Annotated in this window: 21 protein-coding genes; 4 read left to right on the forward strand and 17 right to left on the reverse strand. The window is 47.0% G+C overall.

Annotated elements, in window-relative coordinates; translation table 11 throughout:
• Nucleotides 1–11 precede the first annotated feature (11 nt).
• From HGH91_RS08405 to HGH91_RS08480, 16 genes are all read right to left on the reverse strand, one after another.
• Complete coding sequence (locus tag HGH91_RS08405; protein ID WP_145661131.1) at nt 12–527, reverse strand: OmpH family outer membrane protein; 516 nt, start codon at nt 525–527, stop codon at nt 12–14.
• A gap of 66 nt (nt 528–593) precedes the next feature.
• Complete coding sequence (locus HGH91_RS08410; protein ID WP_168738030.1) at nt 594–3,350, reverse strand: outer membrane protein assembly factor; 2,757 nt, start codon at nt 3,348–3,350, stop codon at nt 594–596.
• Nucleotides 3,331–4,092 carry an isoprenyl transferase gene (locus tag HGH91_RS08415; RefSeq protein ID WP_145661137.1) on the reverse strand — a complete coding sequence of 254 codons (762 nt, stop codon included), beginning with the start codon at nt 4,090–4,092 and terminating at the stop codon, nt 3,331–3,333. The genes HGH91_RS08410 and HGH91_RS08415 overlap by 20 nt, the downstream gene beginning before the upstream one ends.
• Before the next feature lie 226 nt (nt 4,093–4,318).
• Nucleotides 4,319–5,185 carry a DUF6089 family protein gene (locus HGH91_RS08420; protein WP_168738031.1) on the reverse strand — a complete coding sequence of 289 codons (867 nt, stop codon included), beginning with the start codon at nt 5,183–5,185 and terminating at the stop codon, nt 4,319–4,321.
• Nucleotides 5,186–5,341: 156 nt separating this feature from the next.
• Nucleotides 5,342–6,232 carry an NAD kinase gene (locus HGH91_RS08425; RefSeq protein WP_168738032.1) on the reverse strand — a complete coding sequence of 297 codons (891 nt, stop codon included), beginning with the start codon at nt 6,230–6,232 and terminating at the stop codon, nt 5,342–5,344.
• A gap of 87 nt (nt 6,233–6,319) precedes the next feature.
• Complete coding sequence (locus tag HGH91_RS08430; RefSeq protein ID WP_168738033.1) at nt 6,320–7,732, reverse strand: POTRA domain-containing protein; 1,413 nt, start codon at nt 7,730–7,732, stop codon at nt 6,320–6,322.
• Between the two features lie 168 nt (nt 7,733–7,900).
• The gene (locus HGH91_RS08435) at nt 7,901–8,560 is read right to left on the reverse strand and encodes a CBS domain-containing protein (protein ID WP_168738034.1); all 660 of its coding nucleotides are present in this window, start codon (nt 8,558–8,560) and stop codon (nt 7,901–7,903) included.
• Between the two features lie 116 nt (nt 8,561–8,676).
• Nucleotides 8,677–9,453: an alpha/beta fold hydrolase gene (locus tag HGH91_RS08440; protein WP_168738035.1), complete on the reverse strand. Its 777-nt coding sequence runs from the start codon at nt 9,451–9,453 to the stop codon at nt 8,677–8,679.
• A gap of 70 nt (nt 9,454–9,523) precedes the next feature.
• Nucleotides 9,524–10,066 carry a CvpA family protein gene (locus HGH91_RS08445; protein ID WP_168738036.1) on the reverse strand — a complete coding sequence of 181 codons (543 nt, stop codon included), beginning with the start codon at nt 10,064–10,066 and terminating at the stop codon, nt 9,524–9,526.
• A gap of 95 nt (nt 10,067–10,161) precedes the next feature.
• On the reverse strand, nt 10,162–10,614 hold the full coding sequence (locus HGH91_RS08450) for a GatB/YqeY domain-containing protein (protein WP_168738037.1): 453 nt from the start codon (nt 10,612–10,614) through the stop codon (nt 10,162–10,164).
• 18 nt (nt 10,615–10,632) lie between these two features.
• A complete protein-coding gene (gene gldC / locus HGH91_RS08455) occupies nt 10,633–10,980 on the reverse strand; it encodes a gliding motility protein GldC (RefSeq protein WP_168738038.1) in 348 nt (115 codons plus the stop codon).
• Nucleotides 10,981–11,032: 52 nt separating this feature from the next.
• A complete protein-coding gene (locus tag HGH91_RS08460; RefSeq protein WP_168738039.1) occupies nt 11,033–12,148 on the reverse strand; it encodes a glycosyltransferase in 1,116 nt (371 codons plus the stop codon).
• Nucleotides 12,149–12,222: 74 nt separating this feature from the next.
• On the reverse strand, nt 12,223–12,654 hold the full coding sequence (locus tag HGH91_RS08465; protein ID WP_168738040.1) for a hypothetical protein: 432 nt from the start codon (nt 12,652–12,654) through the stop codon (nt 12,223–12,225).
• 59 nt (nt 12,655–12,713) lie between these two features.
• On the reverse strand, nt 12,714–13,832 hold the full coding sequence (locus tag HGH91_RS08470; RefSeq protein WP_168738041.1) for an ABC transporter permease: 1,119 nt from the start codon (nt 13,830–13,832) through the stop codon (nt 12,714–12,716).
• A gap of 21 nt (nt 13,833–13,853) precedes the next feature.
• Complete coding sequence (locus HGH91_RS08475; RefSeq protein ID WP_168738042.1) at nt 13,854–14,996, reverse strand: glycosyltransferase; 1,143 nt, start codon at nt 14,994–14,996, stop codon at nt 13,854–13,856.
• A 5-nt stretch (nt 14,997–15,001) separates the two neighbouring features.
• Nucleotides 15,002–15,778: an alpha/beta fold hydrolase gene (locus tag HGH91_RS08480; protein ID WP_168738043.1), complete on the reverse strand. Its 777-nt coding sequence runs from the start codon at nt 15,776–15,778 to the stop codon at nt 15,002–15,004.
• Between the two features lie 255 nt (nt 15,779–16,033).
• On the opposite strand from HGH91_RS08480, the gene HGH91_RS08485 reads away from it, so the two are divergent.
• Together HGH91_RS08485 and HGH91_RS08490 are read left to right on the forward strand one after the other, a co-directional pair.
• On the forward strand, nt 16,034–17,827 hold the full coding sequence (locus tag HGH91_RS08485; RefSeq protein ID WP_168738044.1) for an acyl-CoA dehydrogenase family protein: 1,794 nt from the start codon (nt 16,034–16,036) through the stop codon (nt 17,825–17,827).
• Nucleotides 17,828–17,947: 120 nt separating this feature from the next.
• The gene (locus HGH91_RS08490; RefSeq protein ID WP_168738045.1) at nt 17,948–19,684 is read left to right on the forward strand and encodes an N-acetylmuramoyl-L-alanine amidase; all 1,737 of its coding nucleotides are present in this window, start codon (nt 17,948–17,950) and stop codon (nt 19,682–19,684) included.
• Between the two features lie 19 nt (nt 19,685–19,703).
• Here the strand turns inward: HGH91_RS08490 and HGH91_RS08495 are convergent, their stop codons facing one another.
• On the reverse strand, nt 19,704–21,887 hold the full coding sequence (locus HGH91_RS08495; RefSeq protein WP_168738046.1) for a transferrin receptor-like dimerization domain-containing protein: 2,184 nt from the start codon (nt 21,885–21,887) through the stop codon (nt 19,704–19,706).
• Between the two features lie 235 nt (nt 21,888–22,122).
• Between HGH91_RS08495 and HGH91_RS08500 the strand changes: the two genes are divergently transcribed.
• Both HGH91_RS08500 and HGH91_RS08505 read left to right on the forward strand, forming a co-directional pair.
• Nucleotides 22,123–22,467, forward strand: a complete 345-nt coding sequence (locus HGH91_RS08500; RefSeq protein WP_145661188.1) for a carboxymuconolactone decarboxylase family protein — start codon at nt 22,123–22,125, stop codon at nt 22,465–22,467.
• Nucleotides 22,468–22,526: 59 nt separating this feature from the next.
• Complete coding sequence (locus tag HGH91_RS08505; protein WP_168738047.1) at nt 22,527–23,567, forward strand: 2-oxoacid:ferredoxin oxidoreductase subunit beta; 1,041 nt, start codon at nt 22,527–22,529, stop codon at nt 23,565–23,567.
• Nucleotides 23,568–23,587: the final 20 nt, after the last annotated feature.

Consider the following 23,587-nt stretch of genomic DNA (forward strand, 5'->3'; position numbering starts at 1 on the left):
AGGTATACGCCTTACTTCTTCACACCGAGAGATTTTAAGATCTCTTCGCTCTTATCAATCTTGGGATCATAGAATATAACAGTAGCTCCGCTTGCCTTATCCAGCACAAAGTCGTACATCCTGCTGGCAGACAACTTCTGTACCGCATTGTAAATCCTGTCCTGGATAGGTTTTACTAATTCCTCCCGCTTCTTGAAAAGATCGCCCTCGTAACCGAAACGCTTCTTCTGCAAATCCTTTGCCTCTTTTTCTCTGGCTACGATCTCGTCTTCTCTTTTACGCTTCAATTCTTCTGTTAGCATCACCTGCTCCGCCTGGTAAGACTTATACATCTTATCCACTTCCTGGAACTTGGCATCAATCTCCTTCTGCCATTGATCAGCAACGGCATCCAGCTTCTTCTGGGAGTCCTTATACTCAGGAATACTCTCCAGTATATATTTTGTATCTATCACACAATAGCGCTGTGCACTTGCTGCACCGCCCAAAGCCAATATTATAGCGGCTGTAATAAATATTTTTTTCATGCTACAATGGATTTTTTGCAAAACCAAAACAACGGTTAAACTTGCAATATATAATTTATTTTCACATTATTCTGGTTCGAAACCGAGCATAAAGGTAAACTTAGCCGCATCCTTCAGGCCACCTCCCGGTGTAAGACGGTCGAACCCAATACCATAGTCAAATCCAAGCAATCCAAACATAGGCAGGTAGAAACGCATACCGATACCAGCAGACCTACGCAACCTGAATGGATTGTACTCATTCAGATCCTTATAACCATTGGCCGCCTCCAGGAATGCCAACCCAAAGATCGTGGAACTTGGGTTCAGGCTGAATGGATAACGCAGCTCCATTACGAATTTGTTAAATACGGTAAACCCGGAATAGTTCGCTGGCTGCCCATTTTCAGGATTCACACTCGGATCGGAAGTATAGTACACCGGATACCCTCTCTGGGAAATGATATCACGATCGTAAATAGCGAAGTTACTCAAACCATCACCTCCCAACTCAAACCGGCCAAAAGGCGACAGTGTAGTCCGGTTATTATAACGTCCAATATAACCAAATTTAGCGGCTACTTTCAATACAAACGTCTTATTATCACTACCCATCGGACGACTTAATGGCACATACCATTCTGCATTGAAGCGATACTTCTGGTACTCAATGAAGTTAAACTGCTTGGACGCCGGTTCCTTGCTGTAGTCCTTGTCAGGATTAAACAGGGAGTAAGGCGGCGTATACTGGGCAGATAACATAAAGTTGGAACCACTGCGCGGGAATATCTGCTGATCCACAGAAGAACGCGCCAGCGTGAGTTTCACGTTGACGTTGTTGGAAGTACCGTTCTCAAATCCGGCAATACCAAAGTAGTTATAGTTTTTCAGTTTGTACTGTTGGTAGTTCAGCGAGTAAATCAGGGTGAAATAATCATCTGGCCATTTCAATTGTTTACCCAGGGATACTGAAGCACCCAATACCTTAAAGTGACCATCTACAGACCTGCTGGTATCTCCGGGCAGCTTGTAATAGTTACTATAGGCATATGGATTCTGGTAGCTGCTGTAGAAGCTCACAGAAAACTGGTTTCTTTTCTTACCACCCAGCCATGGCTCTGTGAAAGAGAAGTTATAAGAACGGTAGGCCTTACCATTGGAAGATACACGTACAGATAATTTCTGGCCATCACCACTTGGTAACGGATCCCAGGTTTCTTTCCGGAAGATATTACGCAGGGAGAAGTTGTTAAACGTAACCCCGAGTGTACCGGTTAAACCGATATATCCACCCCAACCAGCCGATAATTCCAACTGGTCGTTGGCTTTTTCTTCTACTGTATAGTCAATATCCACTGTACCATCCTGAACATTCGGCACCGGGTTCATACCAATCTTTTCCGGGTTAAAGAAGCCGAGGTTGGCAATTTCACGGTTAGAACGGATCAGGTCTGTACGGCTGAATTTTTCACCGGGAATGGTGCGCAGCTCACGACGGATAACGTGTTCGTTGGTTTTTTCGTTACCGGCGATGCGTACTTCCTTGATGGTAGCCTGCGGACCTTCACGCAAACGGATTTCGTAGTCGATGGTATCGCCACGGATACCGATTTCCACCGGGTCGATCTGGAAAAACAAGTAACCATAGTCCATGTAGTAGCCGCTGATATCGCCGCCTTCCTGTGACATCTGTTTACCGATTCTTTTTTCCAGCAACTCCAGGTTATACACATCTCCCTTCTTAATACCCAGGAGGCGCGTTAACACAGAGTCGGAATAACGGGTATTACCTTTCCAGGTGATATCTCCGAAATAATATTTTTTTCCCTCAGAGATCTGCATATCGATATTCAGATTCTGGGACCGGGTTTTATAAACGGTATCTCTTACGATTACCGCATCACGATAACCTTTGGAGTTATAGAGACTTACCACTTTACCTTTATCTTCCAGGTATTTATTTTCATTAAACTTAGCAGAACTGAAGAGTTTAAAGCGGAAATAGGGATCCAGCTTTTCCAGTGCCCTTGTAGGCTGGAGAAAGCCATAGGTTTGCCAGAAATCGTCGTCCTGGGCCAGTGAGTCCACATATACATGTTCAATATCCGGATGAAGGGTAAAGCGGGAGCGCTCTTTCGTACCTTTCATTCTTTTCTTGATCTTACTGTCGGCTACGTTATAGTTCCCTACGATATTGATATTTTCGGTACGAACCTTACTCCCTTTGGTTACGTTGAACACCACGTGGCGGGAGTTGACGGTGGAGCTATCTGCTCTTTCTTCTATTTTAACGGTAGCGTTACCAAACCCTTTATCAGCATAGAATTTATGTACTACGCCGATTACATTTTGTTTCAGGGCCTGGGTAATTACTGTTCCTTTGCGGATACCGGCTTTGGTGGTAATATCGTCGGCTTCTGCTTTTTTAATTCCTTTGAAGGAGAAGGAGGACATACGGGGCATTTCTGTTAACCCGATTTCCAGCCAGATTTTATCGTCTTCAATTTTGGTTACGTAGATGGTCACATCTGCGAATAAACGTTGTGACCAGAGGCTTTGAATGGCCTTGGTAAATTGATCGCCACCCGGATAGGTTACCTTATCGCCTACACTGAGGCCCGAAAGCGACAGCAGTAATGATTTGTCCAGGTATTGGGTACCTACAACGGTGATTTCGGCAATTTCGTACTGTTGCGGATTACCCATATTAATGGGAGCAACTGCCGGCGGATTAGCAGGGGGCTGCGTTGGGGGCACCGTATCTTTCTGCTGAGCGGATACACGTATGCCTGCACTGCAACATAATGCTATAGCCAGTAGGCCCTTAGGAAATAATTTCTTCATTCTGCTGAATTTGTTCGCTTGTTTTGCCAAAGCGCCGTTCTCTGGTTTGGTAATTTAAGATGGCCTGGTAAAGATGTTCATTGCGGAAATCCGGCCAGCGGGTGTCTGTAAAGTACAGCTCCGCATAGGCCAGTTGATATAGTAAGAAGTTACTGATCCGGCATTCTCCACTGGTACGAATCATTAATTCAGGGTCAGGCAGGCCGGTGGTACAGAGATATTTTTCCCATACCTCAGGCGTCACAGCTGCAGGATCCAGGGCTCCATTTTTCACATCCAGGGCTATTTTCCTGGCTGCATTCACGATTTCCCATCTTGCACTGTAGCTAAGAGCCATAATGAGATTAAGGCCAGTATTTTGGCTGGTAAGGGCGATGGCCTCTTCCATTTCTTGCTGCGCCTGGGGAGGCAGCATGTTCATATCGCCAATTACGCTCAGACGGATATTATTTTTGGACAGCGTATTCACCTCCTGCCGGATGGTGTTTACGAGCAATTCCATGATACCAGTCACTTCATAAACCGGGCGGTCCCAGTTTTCGGTAGAAAAAGCATACAGCGTAAGATAGCCGATTCCAAGTTCTGCACAGGTTTCCACTATGTTGCGCACGCTTTCTACCCCCTCGTGGTGCCCGTACAGCCTGTCTTGCCCACGCTCCTTTGCCCAACGGCCATTTCCATCCATAATAATGGCAATATGGCGTGGTAACCGTTGCAAGTCCAATTTATCCTTCAAACTCATTTGTGTCAGGCGTATTATAACAGATTATTACAGATTATAACAGATTCTAAAAGGGTGCAAAGATACAAAAATAGAGTAATGACTTTTTTAGCAAAGCCCAAGAAGGTCTTTTAACGTAGTTTTAACAGCGAAATCAATACCAGTGGGGATTTTAGCAAATTCAACGAACTTTCCGGGTGGTTGGCAGGTATGTAATGGCTGCCCGTAGAAAGTATTTTCCGGTAAATTAAAATTTACAGTGATAAGAGGTAAAAAGGATACTAATGGTTAGCTCAATGGTCAGAAACTGGTCCTTATCCCGGCTATTACCCCGCTGACGGCCTGTTACTCCAATCGGGGCGCCATAAACACCGGATCTATCCTGCAACTGAGCCGCCACTGAGGGCTGTCCGTTAGGCATCGTTGGAAATGCCCCCGGGCCAGCATAAGTGGTGCTTACGTCATCCAGGTAATCGGTTTGGGTATACCGGTACAGCGCTTCCAGCCCCACATTTACTTTTTTGGAGAGATTATACTTAAAACCGCCTCCGATTAACCAGGCATAGGACACGAGGCTGTAAGGCTTGCGTTCAGGATACAGGGCACTTCCCTGCCCTTCTGTACGCAAAGGCTGTAAAAAATATTTAGTCCCGTTCAGGTAAGTGTAAGGATTGAAATAAAAAAGACTGGCACCGCCGGTTAGATATGGAGAAAAACGCTCATATAAACTGCCCGGTTCAAACCGGAAGAAATTGAAATCCCCCTGTAGTGACAGTTCCCATAAATTAGTATTGAAACTGAGGTTGCGCAGTTTCTGAAATTCGTTCTTATTGCGCACATCCGAATAACCCAGCTGCATAAAACGGCCATGGGCTCTTACTCCCACGTAATCGTTCATATATTTCCGGTAATAAACGCCGATGGCAGGCTTAATGGTATTTAATGCTCCCCGGGTATTCAGATCCCCGAAATATTGGGCGCCTCCAATCGACAAACCCAGCTCCCCTACGTATTGTAGCTCATTTTGCGCGGCGGCTCGTCCCGCAAATAAATTACCAGCCGCTACCAGCAGGGAAAAGAGGATATATTTAGGATATAAAAAAGATTTCAGCATAAATCAGTCCTACTTAAACGCTAAAATGCCGGATTTATTTAATGTATAGCTGACGATTATGCTAACTGGTTAGACGCTCTTTGTCCTCATGGGGCATAATTTGCATTACAATCAGCAGACAACGTATTTGTAAATGTAGCAATATAATTTATATTTCTATATTTTAATCGTATTACGGGCATCAATACCCCATAACAGCTTGTTGCGTAAGGTATGCAGGAAGTTACTGTCATCCAGCCGCAGCAGGCTCAGTTTAAACTGCTCTTTTTTTATGGCCAGTTGCACCGTACTGTCTATGGTTTCCATCCGGCTATCGAGCGTACAAAGAAACTGGTCGCTGCGCCCTTCCACTTCAAAAGAAATGATATTGTCGTTGGGCACAATAATAGGCCGCACATTAAGGTTGTGGGGTGCCACTGGCGTGATCACAAAATTACCGGCATCCGGGAATACAATGGGGCCACCACAACTCAGCGAATAACCGGTAGAACCAGTCGGAGTAGATACTATCAATCCATCTGCCCAATAAGTATTGAGAAACTCGCCATTGAGGTAGGTATGGATCTTCACCATGGCGGAGGTATCTTTTTTATGGATTGTAAATTCGTTCAGGGCATAAGGCACTTCTCCAAACAAAGGAATATTGGCGTCGAGGTGCAACAGCGAACGCTGGTCTACCACATAGGTGCGATTCAGGAGCGCCTGCACCAGCGCATGGATTTCGTTTTTACCGATGCTCGCCAGGAATCCCAGGCGGCCAAAATTAATACCGATCACCGGGATATTGGTATCCCTCACATAACATACCGTGTCCAGCAGCGTACCATCGCCACCCAGACTCATTAAGAAGTCGACTTTTCCTGGTAAGTCCTCAGCACAGGAAAATAGTACCGGGGTTGTTTCAAAAGGCACATGTTGCTGTAATACCCGGAAAAACGGCTCATAAATCATTGCGTCAATCTCTGCCCGCTCCAATTCCTCCAGCAATAAGCGGATGTTTGCGATGTCTTCAGTAATAAATCCCCTGCTATAAAGTGCTACCTGCATAATTTATTTAGCTTTCAGCGGCCCGTTACCTGCCTTTTGACAGCCAGTGCTATCAATAACAGCTAAAGGCCAGGGCAATAATGAGCACTACATGTCTATGCTTGTGTGTAAAAATAGTCCTTTTTGCCCTAACTGGTTAAAGCTATACTCGATCCGCAGGCAGGTATCATAGAAAGAAACGATGTCGATGCCCAGCCCACCGGTATATAGCATACGGTTATTGAGAAAGCTGGTGCCTGGAAATTTATTGTAAGAATAACCTGCATCACCGTAGGCTTTGACAAAAATACGTATGGGTACCTGGCTGAATTTCTTAGGTACAATGGGGAGTTTTATTTTCGCCGATAATAATTCCTGCCGGAGTGTTGACTTCAGGATAGCGAAGCTGGTACCATCTACCACATAATATTCCAGTCCTCTCAGGTAGTCATCGTTATATCCCAACGCCTGCTGATTGACATATGGTTGTTCATTTGAAAATTTCGCCATCCCGCGGAAGCCAAGGGCAGCAAAGGTTTTAGGGCGTAATTCCCAATACTTTGCTACGTTTAGCCGGAAATGAATATCGTCAATATCATTCCAGGGGCCTATGCCTCTTTTTCCTACTTCGGCCAGTACGCTTATTCCTTTAAGAGGGTATACCCAGCTATCGGCCCTGATGTAAGTCATCCGATAACTGATATCCAGGAAACTTACGCTGGTACGACCTTTTCCCAGGTAATTAGGATTAATGATCGCTACAGAGTCGGCTACTTTCTCATAATTATAATTCACAAACACCTGGTGCCTGGTATTAATGGCTTTACGATAGCTGTAACTGAGCCCTACCTGGTAAATCTGGCGAAGGAAATCTTCTTTACGGAAAAACTGTTGTTTATTGCCTTTGGTGCTGTCGTTTACCTCGCGATTACGTTTATAGATGGCGATTATACCCAGCCCGTGATGAAAATGCTTATCAATGTAAGGAAGATTATACTGGAGGGCAAATCGTTGGGTATAGCCAAACTGCAGGGATGCATTTAACTCGTCGTTACGGCCGGTAAGGTTTCCCTGGGTTCCGCTGACGCCAATATTTACCCGGCTCAGGCTGTGATTTTTTTCCACCCACCACTGGTTAAAGTTGCGGTCGGCCAGTTTAAAAATAGGAAAAGCAAAAGTGTACCAGCGTTCCCACACTTCGAAAACCAGGTCGGCATTATTGCCCTCCCAGTTTTTCACATTGGCGGTAGCATTGAGGAAAAGGGATGTGTTGAGTAGTTGTTTACGCGTTCTTTCGAGGACTTCTCCCAGATCCCGGAAATAGATGGTATCTCCGGGTACCGTGCTGATTTCCCGCACGATAACGGAGGTACGGGTTTTCCTATTTCCCAGTACAACAATGTTACGCACTACCAGGTAGCTGCTATCCTTTGCAGGTACAGATTGTCCTTCAGCAGTTCCGGGTAACACCAATCCCAACAGGCAAATCATGGCCAGCAGGCAGTAACAGCATTTCAGCATGTAGGTCCTGTAAAAATTTTTAAAAGCGTTGACAATAGTCAAATATAATAAAAAGCCGAAAGGATAAAGCGGAAAGCAAAAAGCTATTGTGGAGAATGACCTTAACGGATATTTGAAATCGCGCTGGTCGTTATCCACAATAGCTTTTCACTTTTACTTTATTCCTTACTACATCCCGATATAGTTCATCAGGAGATCGTAATTCTTTTTAAGGAGTTCTTCTTCCGGCTCTTCTGCAAAAACGTATTTGATCACGTAATTGAAGCGTTCGAAAGTAGCCAGCAGTCCCTGTAATTCCTGCCGGTTAGTTTTCAGCACCACTTCCATCTTACCTGTGGCAGGGTTACTGATGGTGTTTACGCTCAGGAGGGTTACGTCATTTGATTCGGCGATCCGGGCAATTTCGCTCAGCGCGAAATCGCGGGGTTCCACTTCAAAGGCGACGATCCCTCCGGGCTCTTTTACTGCATTAAAGGCAGCGAAAGCGGTAACCAGGTTATCTTTAGTGATGATGCCCAGGTATTCGCTTTCCTTGGTAACCACCGGGAGCGCAGATAATTTAAAGTCGTAGAATAATTTCAGCGCCTCAAACAGATGAGCATATTCCATGACGGCTGGACGGGAGCCACCGTACTCCATAGATTCCAGGGGTACATCCAGGTCTTCGATATCCATGATATCATCTTCCTCCACCAGGGCCAGGTATTTGCTATCCACTACCATAGGTAGTTGCGTCAGATGATATTCATTCATCAGACGCAGCGCCTTTGCTCCTGTATCGGAGGGATGCAGGGCAGGTACTGACGATATGAGTTCTCTGGCAATCATGTTAGTGTATTCTTATACAATAATAGTAAAGAATATGCCAACAGAAAAAGAAATTACATGTACGCGAAAACGCTGCACATTTCAGTACAGTCGGAAGCGGCCAGGAAAGCGCCGGTTTAACTGACAGGCTGGTGCTTCAGTTTCTCCAGGAAAGCGTGCAAAATTTTGTTGAATTCATCAGGGACTTCCATCATAGGTGCATGTCCACATTTGTCGATTAACTGCAGTTCAGAATTAGGTATCAGTTTTTTAAACTCTTCGCCGACCATAGGGGGTGTAACGGTATCATTCATACCCCAAATCAGTAAAGTTGGTTGCTTAATATCCTGCAGTTCATCGCCCAGGTTGTGACGGATAGCTGATTTTGCCAGGGTGATGATTTTAATCACTTTCAGGCGGTTATTTACAATTTCGAACATTTCGTCTACCAGCTCTTTGGTAGCGATTTTCGGATCGTAAAAAGTAAGTTCTGCTTTTTTGCGGATATATTCATAGTCCCCGCGTTTAGGATAGGTTTCGCCCATTCCATTTTCGAACAAGCCGGAGCTGCCGGTCAGGATCAGCGATTTCACAGGTGCTTCAGGGTGTTTGAGCAGGTAAACCAATGCTACGTGGCCTCCCAGTGAATTGCCCAGCAGATGCACATTTTTGTACCCCCTGGCTTCAATAAACTTGTGCACATATTTGGCTAATCCTCCTACCGATGTTTCCAGGATGTTCAAATCATACAGGGGTAACATCGGAATCACAACCTTGTTATACTGCCGGAAATATTCGATCATGTGCGAGAAATTGCTCAAAGCACCAAAAAGTCCATGCAATAATACCAGCGGCTCTCCCTCTCCTTCTTCTATAAAATTAAACTTACCCTGTGTTTTGATTTCGTAATCCATTGCCAAATCTTGAAAGTCAATTTTACGCTAAAATAATTCTTTTTATTAATCTAAAAACCCCCGGAACAAGTTAACCATGTTGAATATGCTGCGCTGCCTGCTCGAAAAATGTCTGCAGCTGAGAGAACATATTCTTAAAAACCGGTAACACCCCTCCGATATGATCTAACACCCACGGGCCGACGTTCTCAATATAAGGATATACTACCGACTGTAGCTTCGTTTCAGGGCTTAACCAATATACCTGGTTAGCCATCCACAACACTACACTATAAATTATTATAAATATAACGCTATACAATAGTATTCCCCCCAATTTATTCAGCCAACCCAGCATCACCATTTCCACCAGCTTCTGCAATATGCCGGCGCCCAACCGGACCAGTAGTATCACCCCCAGGAACAAACCGATGAAGCAAATGACTGGTATCCAACGGGAATGCATATCCCAATGCTGCTGTACATACAATGCGGTTACCGCCGATAATTTGAGGGCTGCTGCCAATCCCAGCATCACTGCCACCAACGAAAACACCGCTACTATTAACCCACGCGTGTAGCCCCGGTAAATGGCAAACACCATGATAATAGCAAAAATAATATCTATAGACATGTTAGAAATATGGGGTATTTACAAATGTTGGAATTTTTTGACGGGAGAAAAACACCCCCCGGCGAAAAATTCCACTATTTATAAATCCGGCCCTACTATTTGCTCAGCAGTTCCTTTACCAGCGCAGAAATAGCCTTTCCTTCGGCTTTACCGGCCAGTTGTTTGGTAGCAACACCCATTACCTTTCCCATATCAGCCGGGGAACTGGCGCCAGTGGAGGTAATAATATCAGTGATGGCTGTACGTAATTCGGCCTCACTCATCTGTTTAGGAAGGAAACGCTCAATCACGTCCAGCTCTTCCTGCTCTTTTACAGCCAGGTCTTCACGGTTCTGGGTACGGAAAATTTCGAGGGAATCCTTTCTTTGCTTGGCCAGCTTCTGTAACAACTTGCTTTCATCAGCTTCTGTCAGCTCTCCACTGGCTCCTTCTGCGGTTTTAGCCACCAGGATGGCCGCTTTAATAGCACGCAGCGCGCGCAATTCTGCTTCTTTTTTACCCAGCATCGCAGCCTTAATGCCTGCGTTGATATCTAATTCTAATGACATATGGTTAGGTTTAATGGATTATTTTCCTTCAGCAGCCTGCTTTTCCTGGAATTTCTTAAAGAAATCCTTTGCAAAAGCACGCATTTCGTCGGCCTGATCTTTATAAGGCGTAGCCCTTGCATAGGTATCTGCCATGGTCATCATTGTCTGAAAGAAGAAATCAGCCATTTCATCTACCATCATATCTTTCGTCCACAAATCTATACGCAGGGCAGCTCTTTCTGCCGGGTCCCAGAAGGATACAATCATCCCCTTAGCCGTCATTAATCGCTCATCCTTATTGTCGGTAGCACTCCAGGCTATTGACTCTGGCACCTTCTGATCGTCCAGACCTACCTGGATCTTTATAGTAGATATTGTACTCATGTTTATCAATTAAAGCGCAAAAATAGCCATCCTTCCTGATTTTGAGAAACTCCTATCTCGTCAGGCAACTCCACCACTGTAAAGCCGCCTGCTCCCAGCTGGTAGAAAGCCTCACTGGCGGTGTTTTTGAGAGCAACCGGCTCCTTAGCTGCTCATCTTTGTACAGGAGGCTCATTTTTTCCGACAAATCGTCCAGGCTGGCCGGATCGGCATACAATACCGTATCTCCACCCGCTTCCCGGGCCGCCGCACTATCCAGGGCAATCACAGGCACCTCGCAGCGCTGCGCCGCATAAATGGGCAAAGCCAGCCCCTCGAACCTCGACGGATATACGAGCGCATAAGCCGCCCCTGTTAGCCGGGCCAACGTAGCCTCTTCGGCTGCTTCTATACAAACCACGTCCTGGCGGAACTTATAGCTTTGCAGGGAATCGGCAATATCTGCACCTGCCGGTGTAATACTCCCAGCCAGTACCAATTTTATATTACTCCGCTGCCGCTTCTTCAAAGCGGAAAATGCTTTCAGCACCGGCATTATATTATTTCGGGGATGCATGCTCCCTGTTACCAGGAAATACTCTGCCCCTCCGGCAAATTCTTTTTTTACCGCCTCCCGCTGCTCCCATTCCAGCGGCCGGTAGGCATCACTGAGGCCTATATCCAGGGACACCAATCTATCCGTCACGCCGGGGGCATATCCCGCTACTTCTTCTTTCGTGGTAGCCGATACCACTCCAATACACCTCGCTTTGGCGAGGTATTGACGCATATTGTTTTTAAGCGACCGCTGCTGTACTGCCGGCTGTAACCCCGCTTCTTTCAGAAACGACAAATCTCTGACCAGCAAGCCGGCAGGGATTTTACTACGTAGCGGCACCGTTCCGTCCAATCCCAGGTAAAAATCCGGCCGGGAAGATTTCATAGCCTTCACCAGCTGCCATTCCAGCCACCAGTAATAATGCCAGGACTTATTGCCTTTGCGGGGCAATATCGCCGCGGTTGCATTGGCCGGTAGTGATAACCCTTGCGCCATCTCCCCATCAAAATAGAAGGTGAATTGATGCCCCGGCTGTTGCCGGCACATCGCCAGTATAATATCAGTAGCCACTCTCCCGGTATCGGCAGGCATGTCCTGTCTTAAACAAGCGGCATTAACGGCAATTTGCATAAACGAATCCTTTGTCTGCGAGCATGCAAACCTACACAATTTTAGATTCGGGAAGCAGGATTTCGGGATTCCCGCTATTGATCCGACTTATTTGTAATATAAAATACCTGGTGGGTGGTTACATTGGCCGTATTGCCCAGGGAAGACAACCACACCGTTACCTCGTAAGTCTTCAACGGCTTCAGATGACGCAGGTTGATGGTAAACTGCGGTGTTTTAGTGTCCGGCACAGGATCCTGGGCTAAAGGAATAGCACCTGTTTCCGTAGCCACGCTCAACATCACCTTTACGCCGGCATCCGGCATTTTGGAGGTAACATTTACTTTCAGGGCGTAACTGCTGTCCATTGCCATATTATACTTGCCCAGCTGTATGTCGGGGAGGGCAAACGCCAAGGTTTCCTCCTGTACATTGGGAGCGGGATTATCGCTCTTTTTCTTTTTACAGGAGACGAAAGTCAGCGCAACAAAAGCTAATAAGACAGGGAAACAGTTTTTCAATAGCATATTTCAAGTATGTATAGTGTACATAGGAGCAATGAAATTAGCTTTTTTTCACATGCAAATCAAATTTTACTTCGTACATCCATGGCATCGCGTAAACCATTTCCCAACAGGTTGAAAGCCAATACCAGTAACATAATAGCGATACCTGGCGCCAGGGCCAGCAAGGGATTATGTGTAATGATAAAGTTATAGTTCTCCTTGATCATCAATCCCCAGGAAGGTTGTGGGGGCTGTACACCCACGCCCAGGAAGCTAAGTCCCGCCTCTACCACGATAGCCGTGGCAAAGTTGCCCGCAGCTACCACCATCACTGGCCCCAGGATATTGGGCAATATGTGTTTTACAATAATCCGGACATGGTCATATCCCAGCGCCCTTGCGGCTTCTACATACTCCAGCTCCCGGATAGCCAGCACCTGCCCACGGATAATGCGGGCCACGCCCACCCACATCGTTAGCCCCACTGCAATAAATACCTGCCAGAAACCCTTGCCCAACGCCAGGGTAAGCGCAAATACCAGCAGCAACGTAGGCATCGACCATACTACATTTACCAGCCACATCACCACATCATCGGTACGGCCCTTGAAATAACCGGCTACAGCACCCAATAACACGCCTATACTGAGAGAAATAACCACGGCAATACATCCTACCCCCAGGCTCACCCGGGTACCCACCAGCAACCGGCTTAAAATATCCCGGCCAAACTTGTCCGTACCCAACCAATAAGTAGCAGTAAAAATCCGTGTCTTCCGGACTTCCTGTTGCAATTCCGCCAACGACGCCGTAGCAACAGGCTTGCCGTATAGTACAGCAGTAAGCGGATATACCTCTTCCCTGCCGGTAGATTCATCTACGTAACGTTGTATAACAATCCCGCTGTCTTTAAACTGCCAGGAACGCAGTGGTATCCAGGTCATGTCCGGTTCCTGCCCATGCAAGAGCCGCTCCCATAAAGATACTGCAGTCACCGGCCGTTCTTTCTTCACAGCCAGCATGGTAATCCGGAATCCCGGGTGTTGCCCCTCTATTTCCAGGATCATCCTATTGGCATCCGGCGTATTATCCGGCGCCAGCGCATAAGCGAGCACGCTAATGAGCACCGACAGGGCAATTACCAGCAAACCGGCTACTGCACCCTTATTGCGGTATAATCGTTTCCAGGAAGATTGCATACTTGATAAAAGAAAATGTATTTAGTTGACCGTGCGGCCTTTCCACTGATAGCTGCCAAACTTACCCAGCCAGCCGGCAACAACAATATAAGGAATATGAAACACCTGGCCGGGAATAAACCATAGCAACAATTCCGTTTTGTTGAAAAACTTTGCCACGGGTAACAGGAAATATAGCTCCAGCGTTATTTTAAACAATAACACAATCAGGAACCAGGGCCACCATACCGGTAAAAATAAGACCATCACCCCCATCATCAGCAGCCCCAGGTTAAACAGGTATACCAGCAGCAATACCCAGGTAAGTCGTTTGTCTTCATATTTATCGGCCTTGGACGACCAGCGGATACGTTGATTCATAAAGTCTTTCAGCGTATCTACGGCGAGGGTACGCACAATGGCATCTTCACTTTTCAGGTATCTTACGCTATCCGGATAGGCGCTGTATATCTTGTACATCAGCAACATATCATCGCCGGAGGCAATGTTGTCGATCCCGGCGAAGCCGCCCACTTCATGAAACGCTTTCTTCTCGTAGGCCAGGTTAGCGCCGTTGCACATAGTGCCCGAGGCCAGTTGCGCGGCTGCCCCGGTAATGCCCTGCATAGTCATAAAATCGAGCGATTGCAGGCGCTTAAAGAAATTATGCTCTTTGTAGAAACTGACCGGTGCGGCTATAAATTTGGGGAGATGATGTTCGTAGAATTGCACCATGGTGTCAATCCAACGCGGTCCCATCACACAATCGGCGTCTGTGGTAACGATAAGATCTCCGCTGGCTTTGGAGATGGCGATTTCAATAGCTTTCTTCTTGTAGGAATTCAATCGTTGTTCTTCATCCAGGTACTGTCTCAGTTCCAACAGGTGAATATTTTCTGCCGGAAAGTCGCGGATAATATCGGCAGTATTGTCTGTAGAAAAATCATCGATGATGATCACCTCCAGCAAAGCGGCTGGATAGGTTTGGCGCCGGAGCGCTTCCAGTAAAGCCGGTAGGTTATCCGCTTCATTCCGGGCGGGAATAATGACCGTTACGGCGGTATGGCCGGCAGTTTGCGCTACAGTGGAAAACTTTTTCAACCGTTTCCAACCCAGGCTATACCACAGCATTAGTATACCATAGCCAATCGACAGCACAATCAATATAATTACAAAAAACTGCATCCAGGTTAAAGATTTTCATTGATGATAAGACCCAACTGCGCGGATATCAGCTGATGCCCTTTGTCTAATACCAATATTTTAGAGGGAAATGAACCGTCCGCAAAGCGGGTACCCAATACAGGAGGAATAACGCGATCGTATTTTCCGAAGACCAACAGCGTTAAAACGTTATATTGAGACAATAATTGTTTACACTTCTTTTTGTCCGGCATCATATGCCGTAAGTTGGTCCATACATTGTACACCAATGCTCTTTTCGATTGCTCATTCATCCTGTGCAGTGCAAACTTATATACACTCTGATTCAGCAAACCCAGTTTACGCCAGGTATGCAGCAGCGTAAAGAATAAACGGGGATGGTAGGTATTATATTTGAATACCCGGTTGCCTACACTGGTTTGTGTAACAAACATATGCCAGGGATTATTCCGCAAACCGTCTGCAGCAGCCAGTACCAAGTAATCCATTTTAGGCGCCAGCCTTTCTACCAGGCAAAGTGATAGCCGGCCCCCCATGCTGTATCCCATCAGGGAAAACCTGTCTTTCCCCTGTTGTTGCAATACCATGAGCACAATGGTTGCCAGGTCCTCCTTTTCAAAAGCTCTTTCTTCGCACCACTCCGTACTGCCGTGCAGTGGCATGTCCAGTGCTACGATAGTAAAACGCTGTCCCAGCGTAGCTGTGAGCGGCTGAAAATGTGCGGCGCTTTCCCCAAAGCCATGCAAGCAAATCAATAGTGCTTCCCCCGTACCTTCACAGGTACCGTGAAACCGGCTTTTCAAATATGAGAGATAAAAATCAGACATAAAAGGGGGACAATGATAGTGAATAAAGCGCAAAGAAGAAAGTTAGCCACTGATTGACTTTCTACCCAGTTTATTTTTTGTTAAAAATAAACCAATGCCCGTTTCAGTAGGTGAATTGATTTAAATTCAGTGAAAAATCAGTAGCATCAGCATGTTTAGCTAAACAGGATCAAACCCACGCAGCTTTATGCTTTTTTCAGTAAATTACAGAACTACCAAAAATTCAGTAACATGGACGCAACAGTTGAAAATAAGACTGCGCTGAAAGGCGCAGAATTCCTGGTAAAGGAAAGCGCTCCGGAGGATGTTTTCACCCCGGAAGACTTTTCAGAAGAACAGCTGATGATCAAAGACATGGCAGACCAGTTCATCAGCAAGGAGGTAACCCCGATTGTAGAACGCCTGGATAAACAGGAAGAAGGTTTAATGCAATCGCTGCTGGAAAAAGCGGGGGAGCAAGGCTTGCTGGGAGCTTCCTTCCCGGAAGAATATGGCGGACTGGGTAAAGATTTTGTAACCGCTACGATTATCAACGAAGGACTGGGCGCCGGGCACTCTTTTTCTGTTGCCATGGCTGCGCATACGGGTATTGGCTCCTTACCGATCCTCTATTTTGGTACCAACGAACAAAAAGAAAAATATATTCCCAAACTGGCTACCGGTGAAATGAAAGGCGCTTATGCCCTTACGGAGCCTGATTCCGGTTCTGATGCCCTTGGTGCTAAAACCACTGCCAAGCTCACTGAAGACGGGAAATACTATGTGCTGAATGGGCAGAAAAGCTGGATCACCAACTCTGGCTTCGCCGACGTGTTTACCGTATTTGCCAAAATTGACGGCGACAAATTCACGGCATTTATTGTTGAAAAAGGCACGCCCGGATTTACCCTGGGTGCCGAAGAACATAAAATGGGGATCAAGGGTTCTTCTACCCGGCAGATCTATTTCCAGGATGCCAAAGTACCCGCAGAAAATGTGCTGGGCGTAATCGGTAAAGGTCACCTGATTGCCTTCAACATCCTCAACATCGGCCGCCTCAAACTCTGCGCCGCTGCACTGGGCGCCTCCAAAAAATGTATTAATACCTCTGTACAATACGCCAATACCCGCACCCAGTTTAAACAACCGATCGCCAACTTCGGCGCTATCAAGCATAAACTAGCGGAAATGGCTATACGTACCTGGACATCCGAGTCAGCCCTGTTCCGTACCGCTCAACTGATAGATGAGAAAGAAAAAGAACTGCTGGCTGCCGGCCAACCCTTTAACGAAGCGCTGCTGGGCGCCGCTGAAGAATACGCAGTAGAATGCGCTATTCTTAAGGTAAACGGCTCCGAAGTGCTGGACTTTGTAGTGGATGAAGGCGTGCAGATTCACGGTGGCAACGGCTTCAGCGATGAATATATCATCTCAAAAGCTTACCGCGATTCCCGCATCAACCGCATCTTTGAAGGTACCAACGAAATTAACCGGCTGCTTACGCTCGACATGACCCTGAAACGCGCCATGAAGGGTAAGCTGGACCTGATGACACCTGCCATGAATGTGATGAAGGAACTGATGAGTATTCCTGACTTTGGCAGCGACGATGAAACAGCCTTCAGCAAGGAAAAGAAGATGATCGCCAATTTCAAGAAAGCCATCCTCATGGCTGCCGGCGCTGCTGCGCAGAAACTGATGATGAAGCTGGAAAGTGAACAGGAAATCCTCATGGATATTGCCGATATGGCCATCGAAACTTTTGTAGCCGAAAGTGCATTGCTCCGCTTAATCAAACTTACCGCCAGCAAAGGCGAAGCCGCCGCTTCTTTCCAGGCCGACATTGTACGTACCTTCATTTATGATGCGGCCGACCGCATCAACAAATCCGGTAAGGATGCTATCAACGCCTTCGCTGAAGGCGACGAACAACGTATGATGCTGTTAGGCCTCAAACGCTTTACCAAAGCAGAACCATTTAACGCAAAAGATGCCCGCAGAAGAATTGCGGATAAACTGATTGCAGACAATAAATATAGCTTCTAATATCATACAAAGCTTTTAGCTGTTAGTAACCCTGGCAGCTAAAAGCTTTTCTCCTATTCCCCTCTCCTGCTTATCTTTACACTCTTTCATAGATATTGATGACAGGTTATTATGCTATCGTTGAAGTTTTTTCCTCCGATTTTTATTGCACTTTGTATCCCCTTCTTAGCCAGCAGCCAGGCCAACCTGCGTCTTAGCCAGCCTTCAAGGGATCAGAATAATGTGACCACGGCCAAACAATTCATCGCTGGCCGCACCTGCGTGGGTTGTACCCTCACTATCAACAATGACGCTGTACATGTGTACTCCACCGGCACCTTTGCCGCTAAATATGAACTATCTACCGGGCGCAATAGTTTTTTCATTACCACTACTGCCCCTAACGGGGAAACCGATACTAAAAATGTAGTATTCTATTACAACACGCCACCAGCGCCCGTCGCTACCAGCATTTTTCGTATAGACTATATAGATATATCTCCTTCCGGCAACCTGGAACTGATGGAAGGAGATACCCTGCGGATAAAAATGAAAGGGTACCCCGGTGAAACAGCCAGCTGGTTTAATGACAGCCCACTCCGGGAAATGCCAGCCTCGCAAACCGGTGGTGTGCCGGGCTATTACGCCGGCACCTATATCATACAACCCGGCGACTCGCTACTGAATGGGAAAATAATGGTACGCCTGCGCAAACGTAATGGAGAAACAGCCGTATTGGCCAGTCCCAACCGCTACCGCGTTATGCGCAATGAGCTCCCCTTCACCGGCCGTACTATCGATAATATGACCTACCTCACCTCCAGTCCGCATGGCGACCGCCTCGGACCCGATAAAATCGGCTACCTCGACAAAGATGTATTGCTGCATATCGTAGGCAGGCAGGACGACTATTACAAAGTAAGGCTGTCTTCCAAACAAACGGCCTTTATACCCGAACCCCTGGTAGATACTGAAATCCCACAGGAACAACTGTCCGTGAGCATTGCGGATGATGCCAAAATATGGGGAGACGACAAATACGATTATGTTTCCGTGGCCTTGTCTGACAAGTTACCATATACTTCCACCCAGCTGGTGTCTTCCAAAAAAATTATTATAGACATACATGGCGCTTATGCCGAAAAAGGATTAAGCACGCTGTTACAGAACACGAAAGAAATTACTTCAGTTGCCTGGGGCCAGCCCTCCCACGATGTATGCCGCATGGTTATTTCCCTGCAACATGCACCCTGGGGATACCAGGTATACTATGAAAATAACCGTATAACAGTAAAGGTTAAACGTGTACCGGCCAGCCTGTCGTTGAAAAACCTGGTCATTGGGTTAGATCCCGGCCATGGCGGCAGCAATCCCGGCGCCACCGGGCTAACGGGCACCGTAGAAAAGCAAATGACCCTGGTAATAGCCCTGCAGCTCAAAAACCTGCTGGAAAGAGAAGGCGCCACAGTGATTATGTCGCGCACTACTGAAAAATTTGTGGCCAATGAAGACCGGCTGTCTTTTTTCCGCCGGGCTAATCCCGACCTGCTGTTGAGTATCCACTTCAACTCCTCTGTTAATCCTGTAGATGTATATGGTACGGCTACTTACTACAAGCAGCCTTTCTGCGAGCCGCTGAATGCAGCTATCCATGAGCGTTTGCTACAAACGGGACTAAATGATTTCGGGAATAACGACAACTTTAATTTCATCCTCAACAATCCTACAGAGTTCCCTGATGCGCTGATTGAAACATTGTTTCTCAGCAATCCCGGCGATGAGGAAAAGATATTACAACCAGCATTTCAGCAATTCATTGTTACCAAAATTGTGGAAGGGTTAAAGGATTACCTGAAAGAAGCAGCGGGTAGCCGGTAAGGCCACCGCTGCATAAAAGCTATAATCCGTTTAAGTGTACCGTCAGCCGGTTGATGGCTGCTGCCACCACGGCAATTTGTTCCTGGGCTTCTGTCCACCGGCGTTGTTCAATTGCTTCTCTTACACCCGGAATTGTTTTTACACCATAACCCGTATAAAAGCCGGGAGCATACAAAGTATGTTTATACCAGCTGCGGGCAGGCAATCCATTGCCATATAAGAGCTGTTGTTCCGCCTGGTACAGCGCTTTATCGTATGCCGCTCCCGTATGATTTTTCCGGGAAGACAGCGTTTGCGTGGTGGTATCGAGTGCTACGAGCGCATTTTGCAGGGTCGAAAAATCGAGGTAGGGCACTTCTGCTTTAGGCGATGGCTGCAATAGATGCCTGGCAGTATCTGTTACCAGCTGGTATTTCTGCTCCTGGATCAACTGGTTTTCGATGGCGGTGCTTTCGCGCATACCGGCTGCCAACTCTGCAAGTTCATTCACATATCCGTTCACGGTTTCATACAACCGCCGGAAATCGAAGGGCAGGTTAACGGCATCGGCTACCCGCAAAACAGTATGACCGGCAGCTTCCGAGAGGGTTACGCCATACTGAAAACCGGGATCTTTAAACCGGTGGTAGTCGTCGTATGAATCGTAGATGGAATGATATTCACCGCCGGCATCTTCTCCCCCAAAGCCATAATCCAGGGAAGGAATGCCCAGGTGCTGCAGGAAGGAAGAGTAGTCGGACCCCGATCCCATAGCGCCAATGGCCAGGTTCTTTTTAGCGAGCCGTTCTTTCTTCAGTTTGGCAGTAGGCGCTTTCAATGCATCCGATGCCTGTTTCCGGGTCAGTATGCTCACATTGGTTTGAGGGTCGGTGATATCGCGGGCTACATCGTTGACCAGCGTTTCCAGTGCATGGGAGCCGCTGGCATTGAAAAAGCCTCTTCCATTGTTGTCGGTGTTGAGGTATAACACTGCTTTTTCCTGTAATTCGGCCGCATGGTCTTCCACCCATTCGGTGGAGCCCAGCAGTCCCGGCTCTTCGCCATCCCAGGCACAATATACCAGTGTGCGCCGGGGCGTATATCCTTCACGGTGCAGCGCTCCTATTGCTTTGGCCTCTTCCAGCAGGGCGGCCAGCCCGCTAATAGGGTCAGCGGCGCCATTTACCCAGGCATCGTGGTGATTGCCACGGATCACCCACTGGTCGGGCAATTCACTGCCTTTCAGTTTGGCGATTACATTATGGCAAGGACGTATTTGCCAGTCGAATTGCAGCTTCAGGTGTACGGTGGCTTTCCCGTTGCCGATATGGTAGGTAAAAGGTAAAGCACCTCTCCATTCTTCTGGCGCCACGGGGCCTTCGAGGGATTTGAGCAGCGGCGCGGCATCATGGTAACTGATAGGCAATACTGGTATTTTCAGCAGATTAGGGGCCTGGAGCCGGTCCAACCGTTGTGCGTTGACGGTAGCGCCAATATTAGGCGTCAGCGGGTCGCCGGGATAGATAACGATATCCATCACAGATCCTCTTTGTACGCCGTATTCATTTTTAAATGCCCCTTTCGGGTAAACATCTCCCGCATAATACCCATCATCTTTAGGATCTGAGTAAATGATACAGCCAATGGCCCCATGTTCCTGTGCTACCTTGGGCTTGCTGCCCCGCCAGGAGCGGCCATATTTGGCGATTACTATTTTTCCTTTTACGCTGATACCCGCACGCTCCAGGTATTCATAATCGTCCGGAAGTCCATAATTCACAAATACCAGGGGGCCTTCTACGTCGCCATCGGCGCTCCAGGCGTTGTAGGTAGGTAACTGTCCTGCCTGCCCGGAGGTGGCATCCTCTTTCAGGGCCGGTTCTTTCAGTAGGGCTTTATTGGTAGTGGGACTCTTCAGTTCCAACACCCGCTCTTTGGGCGTAGGAAACAGTACCTGGTAGGTAACTATTTCGGCGTCCCAGCCATAGCTTTTAAAACGTTGCAGGATATCTTCCGCTACGGCTTTTCCCCTGGCGGAGCCAATATGGTGTGGCTGGGAGGACAAAGATTGAATAGTTTCACCTATGTGAGTGCTGCTCAGCTGTTTATCGAAACGTTGCTCCAGTTGGCGCTGCTGGTTGCCTCCGGGTAATCTTTCCTGGGCCTGGGTAATCCCCGGCCAGCAAAGAGCCAGGGCCAGCAGGCGGATATAATGATTGGTCATAAGCAATATGGCGCTTGTTGATAAAAAGGGTTTATTGACTGAATATACGAATAGTCTATAATATCTATGGACTAATTTAACGGGAATATATTTCAGAATAACTTTTGGTTATGATCCATAAATACAGGTTATAGCCGAAATAGTCTACTCAGTCGGTAGATTAATCTATATTTGTAAATCCTTTCATAGCTTTATTGTGTGAAAAGATCTTGATAATATCATAAACAGCAGTTATATGGCGAATGCGATTCAGGAGTTTAACGACTACCGCGCTAAAATGAATGAGGTAATATTGGGCAAACAGAATAAAGTGATCAACCGCCTTTTTAACCTGGATACCAATACCTATGCAGAAGGAGCACTGAGTACCAAAACAAAGGAGATGCTGGGACTCGTAGCATCTATGGTGCTCCGTTGTGATGATTGTATCAAATACCACCTGGGAAAAGCGCATGAGCAAGGCGTTACCACAGACGAGATGTATGAAATCTTTGCGGTAGCCAACATTGTAGGTGGCACTATCGTGATTCCTCATACCCGCCGGGCGGCAGAATATTGGGAGGAATTACAGGCCCAGTGACCTTTATTTACAGGGATCTATCGTAACTTTACAGACTATCTAATATATAAATCAAACTAATGTCAACAGCAACTATAGCTCCGCAGGCAGCCCTCACGGCAAAAGACTTTGCAACGGACCAGGAAGTACGCTGGTGCCCTGGCTGCGGCGACTACTCTATACTTAAACAGGTACAAACGATAATGCCTACGCTGGGTGTTCCCCGCGAAAATATTGTGATTGTTTCCGGTATCGGATGTTCCTCGCGTTTTCCGTACTATATGAATACTTATGGTATGCACTCGATCCATGGTCGTGCTACCGCCATTGCTTCCGGTTTGAAAGCTACCCGCCCTGAACTGAGCGTATGGATTGTAACCGGTGATGGCGATGGCCTGTCTATTGGCGGTAACCATACCATTCACTTGCTACGCCGCAACTTTGATGTAAACGTGATGCTGTTCAACAACCAGATTTATGGCTTAACAAAAGGGCAGTACTCTCCTACTTCTGAAGAAAATAAAGTGACCAAATCTACTCCCATGGGTAGTATCGACCATCCGTTTAATCCCCTGGCCCTGGCCTTGGGTGCGGATGCCACTTTTATTGCCCGCAGTATGGACCGTGATCCCAAGCACTTACAGGAAATGCTGAAACGCAGCCATGCGCATAAAGGCGCTTCCTTCCTGGAAATCTACCAGAACTGTAACATCTTCAACGACGGCGCTTTTGAAGCCTTCACTGAAAAGAGCACCAAGGCAGATGAAACCATCTTTGTAGAACAAGGTAAACCATTGGTATTCGGCGCTGCCAAAAACAAAGGTATCCGCCTGGATGGTCTGAGACCGGTAGTGGTAGAACTGGGAGCTGATTTCTCAGAAAGCGATCTGTGGATACACGATGAAAATGATTTCTATAAGGCGCAACTGCTCACCCGCATGTTTGATGATACCCGTATCGAAGGACACTTACCGCGGCCGTTTGGTGTTTTCTACCAGGCTTTCCGTCCTACTTACGAAGACATCATGCAATTCCAGTTGACTGACGCTGTAGCCAAGAAAGGCCCTGGCGACCTGGATAAGCTGCTGGCTGGTAATGAAACCTGGACGATTAAAGCATAATAGCCTTACCCTTATAAATG

The sequence above is a fragment of the Chitinophaga eiseniae genome, assembly GCF_012641265.1.
GTDB lineage: Bacteria > Bacteroidota > Bacteroidia > Chitinophagales > Chitinophagaceae > Chitinophaga > Chitinophaga eiseniae_A.

Excerpts from the sequence above, each read along its gene's own strand:
- HGH91_RS08405 (WP_145661131.1), bottom strand. The coding sequence starts at position 527 with ATGAAAAAAATATTTATTACAGCCGCTATAATATTGGCTTTGGGCGGT.
- HGH91_RS08410 (WP_168738030.1), bottom strand. The coding sequence starts at position 3,350 with ATGAAGAAATTATTTCCTAAGGGCCTACTGGCTATAGCATTATGTTGC.
- HGH91_RS08415 (WP_145661137.1), bottom strand. The coding sequence starts at position 4,092 with ATGAGTTTGAAGGATAAATTGGACTTGCAACGGTTACCACGCCATATT.
- HGH91_RS08420 (WP_168738031.1), bottom strand. The coding sequence starts at position 5,185 with ATGCTGAAATCTTTTTTATATCCTAAATATATCCTCTTTTCCCTGCTG.
- HGH91_RS08425 (WP_168738032.1), bottom strand. The coding sequence starts at position 6,232 with ATGCAGGTAGCACTTTATAGCAGGGGATTTATTACTGAAGACATCGCA.
- HGH91_RS08430 (WP_168738033.1), bottom strand. The coding sequence starts at position 7,732 with ATGCTGAAATGCTGTTACTGCCTGCTGGCCATGATTTGCCTGTTGGGA.
- HGH91_RS08435 (WP_168738034.1), bottom strand. The coding sequence starts at position 8,560 with ATGATTGCCAGAGAACTCATATCGTCAGTACCTGCCCTGCATCCCTCC.
- HGH91_RS08440 (WP_168738035.1), bottom strand. The coding sequence starts at position 9,453 with ATGGATTACGAAATCAAAACACAGGGTAAGTTTAATTTTATAGAAGAA.
- HGH91_RS08445 (WP_168738036.1), bottom strand. The coding sequence starts at position 10,066 with ATGTCTATAGATATTATTTTTGCTATTATCATGGTGTTTGCCATTTAC.
- HGH91_RS08450 (WP_168738037.1), bottom strand. The coding sequence starts at position 10,614 with ATGTCATTAGAATTAGATATCAACGCAGGCATTAAGGCTGCGATGCTG.
- gldC (WP_168738038.1), bottom strand. The coding sequence starts at position 10,980 with ATGAGTACAATATCTACTATAAAGATCCAGGTAGGTCTGGACGATCAG.
- HGH91_RS08460 (WP_168738039.1), bottom strand. The coding sequence starts at position 12,148 with ATGCAAATTGCCGTTAATGCCGCTTGTTTAAGACAGGACATGCCTGCC.
- HGH91_RS08465 (WP_168738040.1), bottom strand. The coding sequence starts at position 12,654 with ATGCTATTGAAAAACTGTTTCCCTGTCTTATTAGCTTTTGTTGCGCTG.
- HGH91_RS08470 (WP_168738041.1), bottom strand. The coding sequence starts at position 13,832 with ATGCAATCTTCCTGGAAACGATTATACCGCAATAAGGGTGCAGTAGCC.
- HGH91_RS08475 (WP_168738042.1), bottom strand. The coding sequence starts at position 14,996 with ATGCAGTTTTTTGTAATTATATTGATTGTGCTGTCGATTGGCTATGGT.
- HGH91_RS08485 (WP_168738044.1), top strand. The coding sequence starts at position 16,034 with ATGGACGCAACAGTTGAAAATAAGACTGCGCTGAAAGGCGCAGAATTC.
- HGH91_RS08495 (WP_168738046.1), bottom strand. The coding sequence starts at position 21,887 with ATGACCAATCATTATATCCGCCTGCTGGCCCTGGCTCTTTGCTGGCCG.
- HGH91_RS08500 (WP_145661188.1), top strand. The coding sequence starts at position 22,123 with ATGGCGAATGCGATTCAGGAGTTTAACGACTACCGCGCTAAAATGAAT.
- HGH91_RS08505 (WP_168738047.1), top strand. The coding sequence starts at position 22,527 with ATGTCAACAGCAACTATAGCTCCGCAGGCAGCCCTCACGGCAAAAGAC.